Here is a 15,145-nt window from a genome sequence, read left to right as displayed (position 1 = left end):
GGTCGTCATTCCGGCGCCGGAGGCCGCGCCTGTGCGGCGGTCAGCCTCGGTTGTGCGCCGCCGCCGCGATGAGCTGCTCGAGCCATCGCTCGAGGCCGCTCTCGGGTGCGGTCGTGAACCGGGTGGGGTCGACGGGCAACGGCCACAGAAGGGTCGGGAACGGGTGCCCCGAGTCGCGGGGTCGCTTCGGTGGGGGTGGCGGGGCGCCGGGGAGCAGGGGTGGGGCTTCGGAGTCGTAGGTGTGTCCGGTGCCGGTGGTGACCCGCACGGTGTGTCCGCTGTGCGTGTTTCGGCCTGTGCGGCCGCCTGCTCCGTGGCGGTTCGGGGGCAGGGTGGTGCTGGTGAGGTCGGGGTGTTCCTTGGTCAGGTTGCACGCCACGCACAGGCCCTGTCCGTTGGCCGCCGAGGTGGGGCCGCCGTCGGCGTGGGGGGTGACGTGGTCGATGTGTCGGGCGGGGGCGTCGCACCAGGGGGTGCGGCAGGTCGCGGCGTCGCGGGTCAGGACGAACCGTCGCAGCCCGTCGCTGAACAGGCGTCGTCGGGAGTCCATGGCGACGAGCTCACCGGTGCCGGGCCGGACGAACAGCCTGCGGATCCACACCCGCCCAGCGCGGGACAGACCACCCCCACGCTCAGGCGGCGGACTGCCGCCCCGTCCGTCGGCAGCCCCCGCGCCAGCGGCTGCGTCTGCGACGTCATCGTCGTCGGGTCGGAGGAAATCGCGGGCCCACCCGGCGGGCACGGTGCCGTAGCCGAGGAGCTGCGCCGGCGTGTCTGCGCCCTCGCCGGTACCAAAGAGTGCGTCGAGACCCATGACGAGCTGCACCTCGACGTCCACCCCGGCCCTACCGGCCGGGTCATCGACCCGACCGTCATGACTCGCCGCTGGACAAGGCTCACTGGTGGCGGTGGCCTGAGTGTCCTGGGGCATGGGCTCGTGGGCTGCGTCGTCGCGGACCTCCACGCCGGGATCCGTCGCGGCGTACGCGCCGGTGCCCTGATCAGCGACGCCGTCCGTCGGGCTGGACGACCCGGCGGAACCCGCCTCATCGGCTGCCTCGCCGCCGCAGGCGGCGGCGTCAGATCTGGTGGCGTGCGACTTGCTGGTGGCGTCGGGGGTGGAAGTTTCGCTGCTGGCGCGGCCGAGGATGCGGTCGACGAGGGTGTCGGCCATGACCTGGCCCTTGCCCCGCTCGTCCCCGGCCGCCTTCGCACTGGCAGCAGCACCGGTCAGGGCGGCGTAGGCCGCGACGGCCTCGGCGGCCGGGAGCAGCGCGGTCAGGTAGGCCATCGTGTCCGGGGCGGGGCACAAGGTGACACGTCGTTCGGACTCTGCCTTCCGCGCCCGCCGGACCACGCTCTCGGGGTCGAGGCGGTACGCGACGGCCCGGACGAGACGGTTCAGCTCCCGGTCCCCCAGCCTGCCGAGGCGGTCGCCGTAGGTGTCGTGCAGCTCTTGGTCGAGCCGGCGCCGGTCTTCCGGAGAGAGGACAGCGGCCTCCTTCGTGATGCACAGGGCTCGCCACTCGCTCAACACGCCCGCCTCGAGCAGCGCCAGGGTGTGCGGCATGTCGTGCGTCAGGGTGAGGGAGAAGCGGACGCCCTCGGCGCCCTTGAACGGCGACAACCGCCGCGCCAACGCCACCTGCGCCGCGACGCCGCCCTTGGCGATCGTGTTACGCCGCGAGGACGACACCGGCCGCTCCGGCTCCCCCGAACCTCGCGTCTTCGGCGCCGCGCCACCGGCGCCGCCGCCGCCGCCGCTGTCGGTGTCGCCGCATGAGCTGCCGGTGTTGGATGAGCCCGAGTCGGACGGGTCGGCTGTGCCCTTCCAGCGGGCGTCGGGGTGAGCGCCGAACTCCAGCGCCGCCGCCCACGAGGCCAGGTCAGCCTTCTCCCGCGCCGCCCGCCACCCGTCGAAATCCCCCGCCCCGGAGGCCGCCTCCGCCTCCGACCGCCACGCCAGCGACACCCGCTCCTGCGACGCGACAAACCCCGCCGTCACCCGCACCTGAGCCGCCCCCACCGCCGCCTTCACCCGCTCCAACGCCGACAGCACGTCGATGCGCTCCACGTCGCTCAGACACGTCGAACCGATCGACGGCGCGGTCGCAGCTGGGGCCTGCGGACCGTCGGCGGTCGCCTCGGCGCCACGCGCCGGTTCGACGCGGTCGAGAACCGCGAGCAGGCCCTCGAGCCCTCCCGCCGTCACCGCCGCATCGTCGTCGAACATGTGTTCTATTCTAGCCGAATCCACGCATCCACGCCAGAGCCATCCACAGCCGAAACTCACTGCCGCGCAGCGGTGCCCGACGGCCGATCGACCGGTGACGACGGCACCCGTCCCATACCGCCACCCGGTGGAAACCCGCCGACGCGCGAACGATCCACGGGACGCGACCGGGCCACACGGCATCCGACGGCGCAGCGGGTACGACGGCAGCACCGGGCGCGACGGACGGGCCCGCCGAGGAGGTCGCGATGAGCACGCACGAGCCGCCCAAGGGTGTGCAGCAGGCCGCACAGCGGGCCCAGACGTGGATCGACGAGGGCAATGCGGGCGACAGCTTCACCGACGTCGGCCGCCAGCGGGCCGCCCAGCTGGCCAAGGGCGAGAAGGTCAGCGACGACGTCGTGAAGCGCATGCGCGCCTACTTCTCGCGGCACCACAAGGACACGGACGCTAAGGGCTTCTCGTCGGGCGACGAGGGCTACCCGAGCGCCGGTCGCGTCGCCTGGGACGCGTGGGGCGGCGACGCGGGGCGGCGCTGGGTCGAGTCGCTCGACGACGAGGACTGACCGCCCCCAGCGTCCTCCCGGCCGACCCCCAGCCGACCTTCGACTCGACGGTCGATAACTGGGGTGTGGCGTCGACCAGCGACGCCCACCGGCACGTGGGAGGCACGGCATGTGCGGCATCGCTGGGTACCTCGGGTTGGCGCCCGACCCGGACCTGCTCGAGCGCATGGGGCGGGCGCAGGCGCACCGGGGGCCCGACGGCGACGGCATCTTCGTCGACGGCCCCGTCGGCCTGTCGCACCGCCGACTGTCGGTCATCGACCTCGACGCCGGCGCGCAGCCCATGACGACGGCCGACGGCCGCTACACCATCGTCTACAACGGCGAGGTCTACAACCACGCCGAGCTGGGGGCCGAGCTGACCGACCTCGGCCACCACCTGCGCACTCGGTGCGACACCGAGGTCGTTCTCGAGGCGTTCGCCGAGTGGGGGGCCGACGCCTTCGACCGCTTCAACGGCATGTTCGCCCTCGCGGTCTGGGACGCCGCCACGCAGACCCTCACGCTCGCCCGCGACCACTTCGGCATCAAGCCGTTGCACGTGACCCGAACCGCCTCCGGCGCTTGGCTCTTCGCGAGCGAGATCCCCGCGTTGCTGGCCACCGGGCTCGTGCCCGCCGCACCCGACGACACGACGGTCTACCGCTACCTGCGTCACCGCGTGCACGACGACGGACGCCCCACCTTCTTCGCCGGCGTCGAGCGGCTGCTGCCCGCCGAGGTCGTGACGATCTCCCCCACGGGCGTCGAGCGCCGCAACTTCAGCACCCTGCGCGACGACCTCACGCGCACCCGCCCGGCCGAGCACGGCACGGACGACGAGACGGTGCGCGACTTCCGTGCGCGGTTCACGGATGCCGTGGCGCTGCGGCTGCGTTCGGACGTTCCCGTGGGCACGTCGCTGAGCGGCGGCCTCGACAGCTCGGCCGTCGTCGTCACCATCGACCGGCTGTTGCACGAGCGCGACGGCGACGCAGGCCGCGGTGACGCAGGCCGCGGTGACGCAGGGCCTCGCACCGACCACGTCACCGCTGCCGTCGGGCCGCGCCAGTCGACCTTCTCCGCCGTCTTCCCCGGCTACCGCAACGACGAGGAGTCTTACGTCGACGACGCCGTGGCGTCGTGCACCCGGCCGATCGCGGCCCACAAGACGCGCCCGACCTCGGACGAGCTGCGTCGCGACCTGCTCGACTTCGTGCGCACCCAGCAGGAGCCGGTCATCTCGACGGGCCCGTACGCCCAGTACCGCGTCATGCGCGACGCGAGCTGCGCCGTCACCGTGATGCTCGACGGCCAGGGCGCCGACGAGCTACTCGCGGGCTACGTGCCCCAGCTCGTCGTCCACCTGCGCTCCCTCGTGCGCACGCACCGGTGGGCCGCGCTGCCGGCCCTGTGGTCCTCGCGCGACGTCGTCGGCCACCTGCTGGCCACCCGCCCGAACCCGTTGCGGCGCAGGCGAACCGGGGTGACCGACCTCCTCGCGCCGCGATTCACCGCCTCGCACCGCGAGGACGGGTACCGCGTCGAGGGGGACGACCTGCGCTCGCGCCTCGTGCACGACCTCTACGTCGGGTCGCTGCCGGCACTGCTGCGCTATGAGGACCGCAACACCATGCGCTTCTCGATCGAGGGCCGGGTGCCCTTCCTCGACCCGAACCTCGTGCGGGCCGTCTTCGCCCTGCCCGACGACGCCGTGATCCACCACGGCTGGAACAAGCGCATCCTCCGCGACTCCATGACCGGTCGGCTACCCGCTTCGATCCGGCTGCGGCGCAACAAGATCGGCTTCACGACGCCCCAGCACGACTGGTTCCGGGAGCAGAGTGACCTGCTGCGCGACGTCCTCACCTCGGCGTCGTTCGCGGGCCGCCCCTACTTCGACCAGCCGGCCGTGCTCGCGGCCTTCGAGCGGTGGGTGGAGGGTTCTGACGACCTCGACTCCATGGTCTTCTGGCGGCTCGTCAACGTCGAGCTGTGGCTGCGCGAGTTCATCGACCCGGCGACCGACCCCGAAGTGACGACCATGGCCGCCACCCCCGGCGTCACGGCACCGGTGCCCGCCCACTGACGGGAGCACCCGCACCTGCGCCGCACCGCCGACCGTCAGTCGGGGCGGCGGGCAAGCAGGTACAGCCGCTCGGTGGTCTCGCCCCGACCGGTGACCGGCCCCCGGCTGTACCACTCGGCGTCGACGAGGCCCGCCGACCGGGCGAGAGCGGCGAGCTCGGCCGGCTCGTGCAGCACGGCGTCGAGGTCGACCTGCTCACCGAACCACTCGTCGGAGTGCAGCGTGCCGGTGCCCGAGTGGACCGCCATGACGAGCCACCCCCCGGGAGCGAGCGGCCGCGTCAGCGACGCCATCGCCTCGGGCAGCTCGGACGAAGCCAGATGGATGAGGGAGTACCACGCGAGCACCGCGCCCCAGCCCGGCGCCGAGGTCGGTCGCAGCAGCCGTCGCAGGTCGCCGACCTCGTAGTGGCCGGCCGGGAAGAGGGTGCGCGCCTGCTGCACCATCTCCGGCGACAGGTCGACGCCGGTCGCCGGGGCCCCCAGCGAGGCGAGGTGGGCGGTGACGTGGCCGGGACCGCAGCCCACCTCGACGACCGGCAGGCCGCCGGCGCGCTCGGCCACGAGCCCGAGCAGCCAGCGCTCGAACGGGAGGTCGTCGAGCTCACCGGCGAGCGCCTCGGCGTAGGCGGGTGCGATCGCGGTGTACGCGTGACGGACCCGTTCGTCGCGCGCCGCCGCTCCGTCGCGCAGCGGCAGCTCGTGGTCGCGCTGCCCCACGGCGGTCACCCCGGACCGGCCGTCGGCCCCCGCCGCTCCTACCGCGCCCGCCACACGCGCCGCAGCCTCCGTCGACGCGTCGTCGCCGAGCAGGTGCAGCCACCGGTGGTCGCGCTCGCCCGCACGCCGCTCGAGCCGGCGCACGAGCGGGTCGGGCCGCGACGCCATGCGGGTCAGAGCCTCCTCGACCGCGTCACGGTCGGCGAAGGCCTGCAGCCGCTCCGTGCGGCTGCGCAGCTCGCCCGGCGCCTGCGGCCCGCGCAGCAGCAGCACCGTCAACAGCGCCCGCTCCTCGGCGTCGAGCGGCACGACCTCGTCGAGGGTCTGGTGGTACTTGAGGGTGCGGCGACCGGTGTCGGACCACACGATGCGCACGAGACCCCGGTCGCGCAGCGCCCGGGCCACTCGCTCGAGCGTCGGCTCGTCGTGGTCGGTCACCGGCTCGCGGCTGCTCGTCTGGTTGCACGCCGTGCGCAGCGCGTTCGCCGTGAGCGGGTAGCTCGCCGGCACCGTCACCTGCTTCTCGAGCAGGCTGCCGAGCACCCGCTGCTCGACCGCGTCGAGGCTGGGCAGGGTCCCCGGTGCGGACGTCTCGGTCACGACCCGAGCCTAGCCAGCGCGACGCCGGGCCACGGCGGCATCCGCGTGCTCGACGATGAGGCTCATGTTGAGCATCCCCGCGGTGCGCACCCCGGCCGCCGCGGCCGAGACGACCTGGGCGGCGGGGTCGGTGACGTTGCCGACCGCCCACACGCCCGCGACGTCCGTCGCACCGGTGGGCTCGGCGGGCAGGTAGGACCCCATGTCGGCGCCCATCATGACGAACGGCACGACCTCCAGCCCGAGACCGTCGAGGCCCCCGAGCCGCGCCTCGACACGCGCGCCGACGACGACCGCGGTGGCCTCGAGGTGCCCCGACCCGGTGCGGATGCCGGTGAGCGTGCCGGGTGCGCCCGTGACCTCGAGCGCCCGACCGGCCACGACGGTGACACCGACGGCCTCGAGCTGCTCGCGCTGGGCGGCGTCGAGGGGGGCGTCGTGCTCGAGGTAGGTGAGGTGGTCGGTCCACTGGCTCCACATCAGCGCCTGGTGGGCGGAGGCGGGCACGGCCCCGAGCAGCACGATGCGCTGCCCACGCACCTCGTGGCCGTGGCAGTAGGGGCAGTGCAGGACGCCCGTGCCCCAGTGCTCGGCGAGGCCGGGCACGTCGGGGAGCACGTCGCGCAGGCCGGTCGCGACGACGACGCGCCGGGCCCGCACCTCGCCGCCGCGCGCGAGGCGGACGACGAAGCCGTCCGCGAGGTCGGCGCCCACCCGGTGGGCCTCGACCACGTCGTCGCGCACGACCTCGCCGCCGTAGCGGGCCACGTCGGCCCGCCCGAGGCGCAGCAGCTCGAGCGGGGGGACGCCGTCGCGGGTCAGGTAGTTGTGCGCGTGCGCCGCCGGGGCGTTGCGGGGCTCTCCGCCGTCGACGACGAGGACGCTGCGCAGCGCCCGGCCCAGGGTGAGGGCGGCGCTGAGGCCTCCGGCGCCGCCGCCCACGACGACGACGTCGTACTCGGTGCGGGTCGCGGCGGTGGCCACGCCATCACCCGTCGGGTCGGCGGGTTCGATGGGTCCACTCGTGGTGGTCAGGTCGTCCATGGCTGGTCCTCGTCCTCGGTGCAGCTCGATGCGGCCGCTCGTCCCCCGCACGATGCGACACGCCACGAACACATGGCAAGATTGTTTGCCAGAACGGCGAACGAGAGGATGCCGCATGGTCCCCGAGCCCCCCGCCACCGGCGGCGACGTCGACGCGACCCTGGCCGCGGTCGGCCCGCGGCTGCGCCGGGTGCGCCAGGAGCGGGGCGTCACCCTCGCCGAGCTGAGCGAGGCGACCGGCATCTCGGTGAGCACGCTGTCGCGCCTCGAGTCGGGCCAGCGCCGGGCCACGCTGCAGCTGCTGCTCCCGCTCGCCCAGGCCCACCGGGTGCCGCTCGACGACCTCGTCGGCGCCCCCGCCACCGGCGACCCGCGCGTGCACCTGCGGCCGGTGCGCCGCCACGGCATGACGCAGGTGCCGCTGACCCAGATGCCGGGCCCATTGCAGGCTCACAAGCTCATCCTGCCGCCCGCCCGTTCCCGCGCCACCCCCACGCCCCAGACGCACGAGGGCTTCGAGTGGCTCTACGTCCTCGCGGGCCGGCTGCGCCTCGTGCTCGGCGAGCACGACATCGTCATGGGCAGCGGCGAGGTGGCCGAGTTCGACACCCGCGTGCCGCACTGGTTCGGCGCCGCCGACGACCACGGGGCCGAGTGCCTCGTCCTCTTCGGCAAGCAGGGCGAGCGCATGCACCTGACCGCCTCGACCGGCCGGGCCGGTTCGGCCGAGACGACGTGAGCTGGGCGGACGCGCTCGTCGCGCGACTGGCCCCCACGGCATCCGCGTCGTCGCTCACGGTGCCGGCCCTGCTCACGGTGCTGGCCCTCGCCCTCGTGGCCGTCGCGGTGCCGCCCGTCTGGCGGGTCGTGCGGCTCGCGGTCACCCTCGTGCACGAGCTCGGGCACGCGGGGGTCGGGGTGCTCGTCGGGCGGCGCTTCACCGGCTTCGTGCTGCGCGGCGACATGTCGGGCCACGCCGTCACGCACGGGCCGGCGCGCGGCGTCGGTCGGGTCGCCTCGACGTGGTTCGGCTACCCGGCCCCGGCGGTGGTCGGCGCCGTCGCCGTGTGGCTCGCGGGGCGAGGGTGGGCCGCAACGGTGGTATCCGTCGTGCTCGTCGTGCTCGTGCTCGCCGTGGCACGGGTGCGCTCGCCCCTCACCCTGCTCGTGGTGCTCGTCGCCATCGCGGCGACCGGTCTGCTGTGGTGGCGGCGCGACGACGTCGTGCAGCAGCAGGTGCTCGTCGGCACCGGCGTCGTGCTCGTCGTCGGGGCCTGGCGCCACCTCGCCGCGGTGCTGCGCGACCGCAGCCGCTCGAGCGACCCCGGCGTGCTCGCGGCGCTCACCCACGTGCCCCGAGTCGTGTGGAACGCCTCGTTCGTGCTCGTCTGCGCGGTGTCGACGGCCGTGGTCGTGCGCGAGGTCGCCCTCGTGCTGCGCTGAGCGGCTCAGTTGAGGCTGAACGGCCGGTCGGGCGGCGGGGCGAAGGCCCCGAGCGTGTCGGCCAGGGCGCGCTCCCGGCGCACGATGCCGAGGGCGAGCCGCAGCCGGGCGGCGGTGTCGGGGCAGGCCAGCAGCCGTTGCCGCTCGGCGAGGTCGAGGTTGACCGCCTCGGGCAGCCAGTACGACAGCTCGCGGCCGTCGTCGGGCGGTTCGGCCACCTCGCCCGGCTCGCCCTGCTCCCCGTCGGGCGACACGGCGGACGACATCGCGGAGGCGGTGCTGCGCCGGTAGGCGGCCACCTCGCGGCGCAGCCGGTCGGCGAGGGCCGGCACCGCGTCGGTGTCGCCGTCGGACTCGTCGAGGTAGGAGACGGAGGCGGTGAAGTAGTCGGTGCCCGCGGGCTCGATGCCCTCGAGGGTGAACCGGTCGGTACCGCGGCACACCACGAGGAAGCGGTCGGTGGCGATGGCGGCCGCCTGCGTCAGTCGCGCGGCGCACCCGATCGGGTGCAGGGCCCGCACCCCGTCGGAACCGACCTCGAAGCCCTCGCGGATGGCGATGACCCCGAAGACCGGGGGCCGCTCGTCCTGCGCGTCGACGAGGTCGCGCAGCATGCGCACGTACCGCGGCTCGAAGATCTGCAGGGGCAGCTGGGCACCGGGCATGAGCACGGTCCCGAGCGGGAAGAGCGGCAGGGACGCCATCACCCCAGCCTAGGGAGCCCACCCCTTACCGCGCGGTGACCGACGTTGCGGCGCGGTCACGATGGTTGGACACCCGAGCCGGCCGACCGACATCCGCGTGGATGCCGGTCGGCCGGGTCGGGGGACGGCGCTACCGGGGTGGGTCAGCGGGCCATCGCGGCGAGGAAGGCGACCCCGTTGGGCGAGCCGACGCCGGTGACGTCGTCGTAGCCGGGACGCACCCAGATCGACTGCGTCTGGTTGATGGTGCGCAGCGACGTGATCGTGCCGTCCTTGGCGTTGACCCCGTTGGCGTAGTCGACGCGCACGACGGCGTCGGTGACGCCGCGGGTGTGGGTGACGTCGCGGAAGGCCGACGTGCCCGCCTTGCGGTAGAGGCGCGGGTTGAGGAAGCCGAGCGAGGCACCCCGGTTCTGGTTCGCGAGGGCGATGACGCCGGCGAACAGCGGGCTGGCGAGGCTCGTGCCACCGATGCGGTACTCGGCGTACTTCGCCGTGCCGTTCGGGAACGTCTGCGTCTGGCCGACGAGGAAGCCGGTCTGCGGGTCGCCGAGCATGCCCACGTCGGGGACGGCGCGGTGGGCGCCGGTGCCGAAGTAGTCGCTGATGCTGCTCGGGACGACGCCCTTCTGGTAGCCGGGCTGGGTGAAGAGGCGGCTCGTGCCACCGCCGCCGCCGTAGACGTAGGCGGGCGGGTTCGGCGACCATGCGCCGTTCGTCAGGACGGACTTGCCGGTGCCCCAGCCCTGCTCCCAGCCGTAGCCGTTCGAGGCGGTGACGGCGAGCGCGGTGCCGCCGACGGCCGTGACGTAGGGGTCGGAGGCCTCGTAGTCGACCTGGCGGGTGCCCGTGGCGTGCACCTCGTCACCGGAGTCGCCCGAGGAGAACATCAGCGACACGCCCTGGGCGGCCGCCTGCAGGGCCGACTGGTGCTCGGCCTGCACCTCGGCGACGGAGCCGGGCTCGCCCGTGCTGCCGTACGAGTTGGTGATGACCTGGGCGAGGCCGTTGTCGAGCACCGTGTTGACGGCGGCGGCGAGGTCGTCGTTCTGGCACGACTGCGCGCCGACGTAGAGGATGTTCGCGGCCGGGGCCATCGCGTGGACGGCCTCGACGTCGAGGGTCTCCTCGCCGTACCAGCCGGAGGCGCCGCACTCGTCGGTGTACGTGTACGTGGCCGGCGTCGACTGCGCGAGCTGGTAGCCGCGCAGCGGGTGGCTGGGGTCGTTGCGGCTCGCGTACGTGCTGGCGTCGGCGGCGATGGTCGGCGAGGCGTAGGCGTCGACGACGGCCACGGTGGCACCGCGTCCGTCGACACCCTGCGCGAGGGCCTGGTCGGTGCCGTAGGCGCCGCGCAGCTGCGCCGGCTTGTAGCCGCAGACGGCGTACGACTGCGGGTCCTTGACGATCTGCGGCAGGCCGGTGGCGGGCTTCTGGCCGTAGTACGCCGAGCACGGTCCGGCGTTCTTGAAGACGCCGGGGGGCGGGGGCAGGGTGTCGGACGGAGCCGGGTTCGCCTGTGCCGTCGTCACCTTCGAGAAGTCGGTGAGGGCGTGGTCAGGCGCGACGTCGCCGCCCGCGCCGACGTGCAGCGGGGTCGCGACGGCCGTGCTGTCGAGCCCGGTGACGCCCACGACAAGGCTGCCGATGGATGCCGGGACGCTCACCGTCGCGCTCGGCGCGGTGGCGTCGCCGCTGCCGACGGCGTACGTCGACAGCTGCGCGCCGAAGGCCGAGTTCGCCTGTGCCGCAAAGCCGTCGAAGTCGATGAAGCGGTGGTTGGCGGGGGTACCCGTGACCGTAAAGCCCTGGGAGCGCAGGTACGCACTGACCGCGGCCGCGTCGGCATCCGTCGGCGCGAAGCGCGAACGCCACTGGGCCGGTGTCAGGTAGTGGCCGTAGGCTGAGCTGCTCGGGTCGGAGACCGCGGCGGCGAGGGCCTCGGCGCCGGCGGCGTCACGGAGGTTGAGCACCACCGCGAGGTGCAGCCGGGTGCTGCTCGGGGTGGCGCCGGTGCGCCGGGCCCGGGCGGTCCACGAGGGGGCGGCGCCGACGACCTTTCGGGCACCCGCGTTCGCGCCGCTCGTGCCGTTCGTGCTGCTGGTGGCGGCGCCGGCGGGCCCTGCCGCCGTGATGCCGACGGTCGTGACCGCCAGTCCGAGACAGGCGATCGAGCCGATCGCCGCCTTGCCGAAAACGCGCTTCACATGCATCTCCTCAGGTCGTTCCGGCGGCGTGGTCGGCCGCCCCTGGGCCCGCTGGTGGGGGCCCGGCTCTCGGAACCTACGCCGCGCGATCGGCCTCTGAACAGATGTATAGGGAATCAATATTGGCAGGTTTCACCCAGCCAGTTCGGGGCTGTTTCGCAGGGTCGGATGCATCGTCGACCAGCGCGGTCGACTGGGGCGGGGTTGTCCTGATTCGCCTCTGCTGCAGTCGATTGCGCCCGAGGTGCGATGGGCTCTACTGCTGCTCGTCCGGGCACCAGTAGGTCGTGCGGCTGCCGACGGTGGCGCGCTTGACCTCGGCACCGCAGCGGGGGCAGTGACCGTCGCGGCTGCGGTGCCGGATGAAGGTGCCGGTGTGCACGCCGCCGTGCTTGATGGCGGCCCGGGTCGCGGTGCGCAGGGCCCGGCGCAGGGCCGCGAGCTCGTCGTCGTCGAGCTCACCGGAGGGCCGCAGCGGTGAGAGGTGGGCCTGCCACAGCGTCTCGTCGGCGAGCAGGTTGCCGATGCCGGCGATGGCCGACTGGTCGAGCAGGCGGGCCTTGAGGGGCGCCTTGCCCTTGCCGATGCGCTGGCGGAACTGGGCGAGGGTGATGTCCTGCGCGTCGGGGCCGAGGTCGGAGCGGTCGGGGTCGAGCCGCACCCGCCCGAGCCGGCGCTTGTCGAAGAGGCGCAGCTCGCCGCCGTCCTCGAAGAAGAGGGTGAAGCGGTTCCAGGCCGGGTTGCGCGGGCTGACGACGGACTTCGAGCTGCGGGTCCCCTGGTAGTCGCCGCCGGTCGTCGACCTGGCCACGACGGAGTCGGCGTCCGCGTCGGCGACGGTCGGCGGGGTGATGACGATGCGGCCGCTCATGCCGAGGTGGATGCCGAGCTCGGGGCCCGGTGTCTGCGAGCGCCCGGTGCCGGACGTGTCGCACCACATCGACTTGCCCTGCCGGTGGGCCGCCGTGAGGGAGCGACCGACGAGGGCTTCGCGGATCTCCCCCGGGTGGTGCGGTCGGCACTCGTACGTGTCGGCGTCGTCGACGTCGGCGATGCGCCGCTCGAGACCGGCTCGCTCTATCGCCGCTCGGGCGCTCTCCACCTCGGGCAGCTCTGGCACACAGCAAGTCTCGCATCCGCAGCGGTTTCGCGTCGGGGCGCCGCCGGTGCCGCGGGGCCGTCAGAGGGTCACGGGCACGCGCACGTCGCTGCCGGTGCGGGGGTCGAGGATCCACGCCTGCTCGACGACCGCCCGGTAGAGCCGGAACGCGGCGCCCTCGCCGACGAGCGAGGGGTCGAAGGGGTCGGCGCCCTGCCGGGCCAGCTCGGCGGTGAACAGGGACAGCCCGTGGGTGGCGTCGTCGGCCGCGGTCACGACGGTCGCCCGACCGGCGAGGTACAGGCCCTGCCCGGTGCCCGGTCGCGCGGCACCGTCGAAGGCGATCGCCGCGAACCGGGGTCGGGCGGCCAGGTTGAGCGAGTGTCGTGCACCGGGCCGCGACACCCACCACAGGGACCGGTACCGCTCGGCCGCGAACCAGACGGGCGTCGCCCAGGGCACCCCGTCGGCATCCGCGGTGGACAGCACGACGTAGGTGGCGGCGTCGAGGATGCCCCGGGCCAGTCGGGTGTCGTCGGCGGCGTGGTCGGTCTCGTCCATCTGCCGACGTTGGCACATGCCGTGCGAACACGAAACCCCCGAGCCGGGGGCTCGGGGGTTCTGGTGCGCGAGGGGGGATTTGAACCCCCACGCCCTTTCGGACACTGGCACCTGAAGCCAGCGCGTCTGCCGTTCCGCCACTCGCGCAGTGACAAGGAGACAGTGTGGTGCATGGCCCACCCGATCGCCAAACCGGGTGGGCCGCACGGATGCCGGTCGGCTCAGGTGGTGCGGACGCCGGCCTTCTCGTCCTCCCGCCCCCGACCGGCGGGCGCCGCTGAGGACCCGCCGAGGGACAGCGAGGCGAGCAGGCCGAGGACGAGGAACCCGGCGGCGGTGAAGGCGGCGGCTTGCGTGGCGTCGGAGAACGCCTGCCTGGCCACGGTGGCCGCGGGCGCGGTCGCCGGGTCGGCGGCGAGCCCGGCGATGGCGCCACCCGAGCTCTCGACCACGGCGTCGACGACCTGCGTCTGCGCGGTGGCGGGCACACCGGCATCCGTGAGTCCACTCTCGAGGCGGGCACCCGCGGTGGTGAACAGGACGGTGCCGAGTACGGCGATACCGAGGGCCGAACCGATCTGGCGGGCGGTGCTCTGCAGCCCGGAGCCCTCGCCGCTGCGCTGCAAGGGGACGTCGACGAGCACGACGCCGGTCAGCTGGGCCGTGGCGAGACCGACGCCGAAGCCGTAGACGAAGAGGAACGGGGTGACGGCGAGCCACGAGGTGGACGGGCCGATGACGAGGCCGAGGCCGGCGACCCCGACGATCTCGGCGACGATGCCGATGCGCACGACCGCCGCCGGGGTCATCGTGCGGCTCAGCACCGAGGCCGACAGGCCGCTCGCGGCGAACGACCCGATCGCCAGCGCCAGCAGCACGAGGCCGGTCTGGAAGGCGGAGTAGCCGAGCACGTTCTGCAGCCAGAGCGGCAGTGACAGGACGATGCCGAACTCACCGAGGCTGACGATCATCGCCGCGATGTTGCCGTTGCGGAACGAGGTGATCGAGAACAGGTCGAAGCGGAACAGCGTCGGGAGGCCGCGGCGGGTGCGGCGCAGCGTGCGGGCCACGAAGACCGCGCCCGCGACGAACGTGACGGCGAAGGCGACCACGACGGGAGAGATGGACCACGTCCAGGCGGCGTCGCCGACCTCGAACGGGCGGCGCAGCGACCACCAGCCGTACGTGCGGCCCTCGATGAGGCCGAAGGCGAGGGTGGCGAACGTGACGGCCGAGAGGGCGGCGCCGACGAGGTCGATGCGCTCCTTCGCCCGCGAGCGCGACTCGTCGACGAAGAGCAGCACGCCGGCGACGATGAGGATGCCGAGGGGCAGGTTGATGCCGAACGCCCACCTCCACGAGAACGACGTCGTCAACCAGCCGCCGAGCAGCGGCCCGACGGCGACCATGCCGCCGATGGTCGAGCCCCAGACGGCGAAGGCGATGCCGCGGTCGCGGCCGGTGAAGCCGGCGTTGATGAGCGACAGGGTCGTCGGCAGGATCATCGCCCCGCCGAAGCCCTGCACGACCCGCGCCCCGATGAGGGCGCCGCCCGAGCCGGCGACCGCCGCCAGGCCCGAGGCCAGCACGAAGACGACGACGCCGATGAGCAGCATCCGGCGGCGGCCGATGCGGTCGGCCACGCTGCCCCAGATGAGCAGGGTGGCGGCGAAGACGAGGGTGTAGCTCTCCTGCACCCACTGCACCTGCGAGCTCGTCAGCGACAGCTCGCCGACGATGTTCGGGATGGCGACGTTGACGATCGTCGAGTCGACGATGATCAGCGCCACCGCGACGCTGATGGCGACGAGCCCGAACCACCGGCGGCGCTCACCTCCACGCCCACCCGGCTGCCCGGCATCCGGCCGGCTGTCAGTGGTCATCTCTCGCCCTCCATATCT

General features: G+C 73.7%; 12 protein-coding genes and 1 tRNA gene. 4 read left to right on the top strand and 9 right to left on the bottom strand.

Going from position 1 to position 15,145, the window contains the following annotated elements:
* Positions 1 to 40 precede the first annotated feature (40 nt).
* Positions 41 to 2,233, bottom strand: coding sequence for an HNH endonuclease (locus DFJ68_RS18865; protein WP_121034561.1), 2,193 nt, complete (start codon positions 2,231 to 2,233; stop codon positions 41 to 43).
* Between the two features lie 248 nt (positions 2,234 to 2,481).
* Here DFJ68_RS18865 and DFJ68_RS15855 point away from each other — a divergent pair, with 248 nt between their 5' ends.
* Together DFJ68_RS15855 and asnB are read left to right on the top strand one after the other, a co-directional pair.
* Entirely contained in the window at positions 2,482 to 2,799 is a 318-nt protein-coding gene (locus DFJ68_RS15855) for a hypothetical protein (RefSeq protein ID WP_121034560.1), read from the top strand.
* 109 nt (positions 2,800 to 2,908) lie between these two features.
* Positions 2,909 to 4,867 carry an asparagine synthase (glutamine-hydrolyzing) gene (asnB, locus tag DFJ68_RS15850; RefSeq protein WP_121034559.1) on the top strand — a complete coding sequence of 653 codons (1,959 nt, stop codon included), beginning with the start codon at positions 2,909 to 2,911 and terminating at the stop codon, positions 4,865 to 4,867.
* A 35-nt stretch (positions 4,868 to 4,902) separates the two neighbouring features.
* Here the strand turns inward: asnB and DFJ68_RS15845 are convergent, their stop codons facing one another.
* Together DFJ68_RS15845 and DFJ68_RS15840 are read right to left on the bottom strand one after the other, a co-directional pair.
* Positions 4,903 to 6,186, bottom strand: coding sequence for a DUF480 domain-containing protein (locus DFJ68_RS15845; RefSeq protein WP_211333394.1), 1,284 nt, complete (start codon positions 6,184 to 6,186; stop codon positions 4,903 to 4,905).
* Positions 6,187 to 6,195: 9 nt separating this feature from the next.
* Positions 6,196 to 7,230, bottom strand: coding sequence for an NAD(P)/FAD-dependent oxidoreductase (locus DFJ68_RS15840; protein WP_121034558.1), 1,035 nt, complete (start codon positions 7,228 to 7,230; stop codon positions 6,196 to 6,198).
* A 115-nt stretch (positions 7,231 to 7,345) separates the two neighbouring features.
* Here DFJ68_RS15840 and DFJ68_RS15835 point away from each other — a divergent pair, with 115 nt between their 5' ends.
* Both DFJ68_RS15835 and DFJ68_RS15830 read left to right on the top strand, forming a co-directional pair.
* Positions 7,346 to 7,969 carry a helix-turn-helix domain-containing protein gene (locus DFJ68_RS15835; RefSeq protein WP_121034557.1) on the top strand — a complete coding sequence of 208 codons (624 nt, stop codon included), beginning with the start codon at positions 7,346 to 7,348 and terminating at the stop codon, positions 7,967 to 7,969.
* On the top strand, positions 7,966 to 8,673 hold the full coding sequence (locus DFJ68_RS15830; RefSeq protein ID WP_121034556.1) for a M50 family metallopeptidase: 708 nt from the start codon (positions 7,966 to 7,968) through the stop codon (positions 8,671 to 8,673). Before DFJ68_RS15835 ends, DFJ68_RS15830 begins: the two co-directional genes overlap by 4 nt.
* A gap of 5 nt (positions 8,674 to 8,678) precedes the next feature.
* Here the strand turns inward: DFJ68_RS15830 and DFJ68_RS15825 are convergent, their stop codons facing one another.
* From DFJ68_RS15825 to DFJ68_RS15800, 6 genes are all read right to left on the bottom strand, one after another.
* On the bottom strand, positions 8,679 to 9,377 hold the full coding sequence (locus DFJ68_RS15825) for an LON peptidase substrate-binding domain-containing protein (RefSeq protein WP_121034555.1): 699 nt from the start codon (positions 9,375 to 9,377) through the stop codon (positions 8,679 to 8,681).
* Positions 9,378 to 9,520: 143 nt separating this feature from the next.
* A complete protein-coding gene (locus tag DFJ68_RS15820; RefSeq protein WP_211333393.1) occupies positions 9,521 to 11,584 on the bottom strand; it encodes a S53 family peptidase in 2,064 nt (687 codons plus the stop codon).
* Positions 11,585 to 11,840: 256 nt separating this feature from the next.
* Complete coding sequence (locus tag DFJ68_RS15815) at positions 11,841 to 12,704, bottom strand: Fpg/Nei family DNA glycosylase (protein ID WP_121034553.1); 864 nt, start codon at positions 12,702 to 12,704, stop codon at positions 11,841 to 11,843.
* 60 nt (positions 12,705 to 12,764) lie between these two features.
* The gene (locus tag DFJ68_RS15810; RefSeq protein WP_170165794.1) at positions 12,765 to 13,244 is read right to left on the bottom strand and encodes a pyridoxamine 5'-phosphate oxidase family protein; all 480 of its coding nucleotides are present in this window, start codon (positions 13,242 to 13,244) and stop codon (positions 12,765 to 12,767) included.
* 61 nt (positions 13,245 to 13,305) lie between these two features.
* Positions 13,306 to 13,391, bottom strand: a tRNA-Leu gene (locus DFJ68_RS15805).
* A gap of 74 nt (positions 13,392 to 13,465) precedes the next feature.
* Complete coding sequence (locus DFJ68_RS15800; protein ID WP_121034551.1) at positions 13,466 to 15,127, bottom strand: DHA2 family efflux MFS transporter permease subunit; 1,662 nt, start codon at positions 15,125 to 15,127, stop codon at positions 13,466 to 13,468.
* Positions 15,128 to 15,145 lie beyond the last annotated feature (18 nt).

The sequence above is a fragment of the Terracoccus luteus genome (assembly GCF_003635045.1).
Lineage (GTDB): Bacteria > Actinomycetota > Actinomycetes > Actinomycetales > Dermatophilaceae > Terracoccus > Terracoccus luteus.
This window is presented reverse-complemented; position numbering and strand designations above follow the sequence as displayed.

What these genes read in the sequence shown, in the direction of transcription:
- DFJ68_RS15855 (WP_121034560.1), top strand. Translation starts at nt 2,482, where the DNA reads ATGAGCACGCACGAGCCGCCCAAGGGTGTGCAGCAGGCCGCACAGCGG.
- DFJ68_RS15825 (WP_121034555.1), bottom strand. Translation starts at nt 9,377, where the DNA reads ATGGCGTCCCTGCCGCTCTTCCCGCTCGGGACCGTGCTCATGCCCGGT.
- DFJ68_RS15840 (WP_121034558.1), bottom strand. Translation starts at nt 7,230, where the DNA reads ATGGACGACCTGACCACCACGAGTGGACCCATCGAACCCGCCGACCCG.
- DFJ68_RS15835 (WP_121034557.1), top strand. Translation starts at nt 7,346, where the DNA reads ATGGTCCCCGAGCCCCCCGCCACCGGCGGCGACGTCGACGCGACCCTG.
- DFJ68_RS18865 (WP_121034561.1), bottom strand. Translation starts at nt 2,233, where the DNA reads ATGTTCGACGACGATGCGGCGGTGACGGCGGGAGGGCTCGAGGGCCTG.
- asnB (WP_121034559.1), top strand. Translation starts at nt 2,909, where the DNA reads ATGTGCGGCATCGCTGGGTACCTCGGGTTGGCGCCCGACCCGGACCTG.
- DFJ68_RS15810 (WP_170165794.1), bottom strand. Translation starts at nt 13,244, where the DNA reads ATGGACGAGACCGACCACGCCGCCGACGACACCCGACTGGCCCGGGGC.
- DFJ68_RS15800 (WP_121034551.1), bottom strand. Translation starts at nt 15,127, where the DNA reads ATGACCACTGACAGCCGGCCGGATGCCGGGCAGCCGGGTGGGCGTGGA.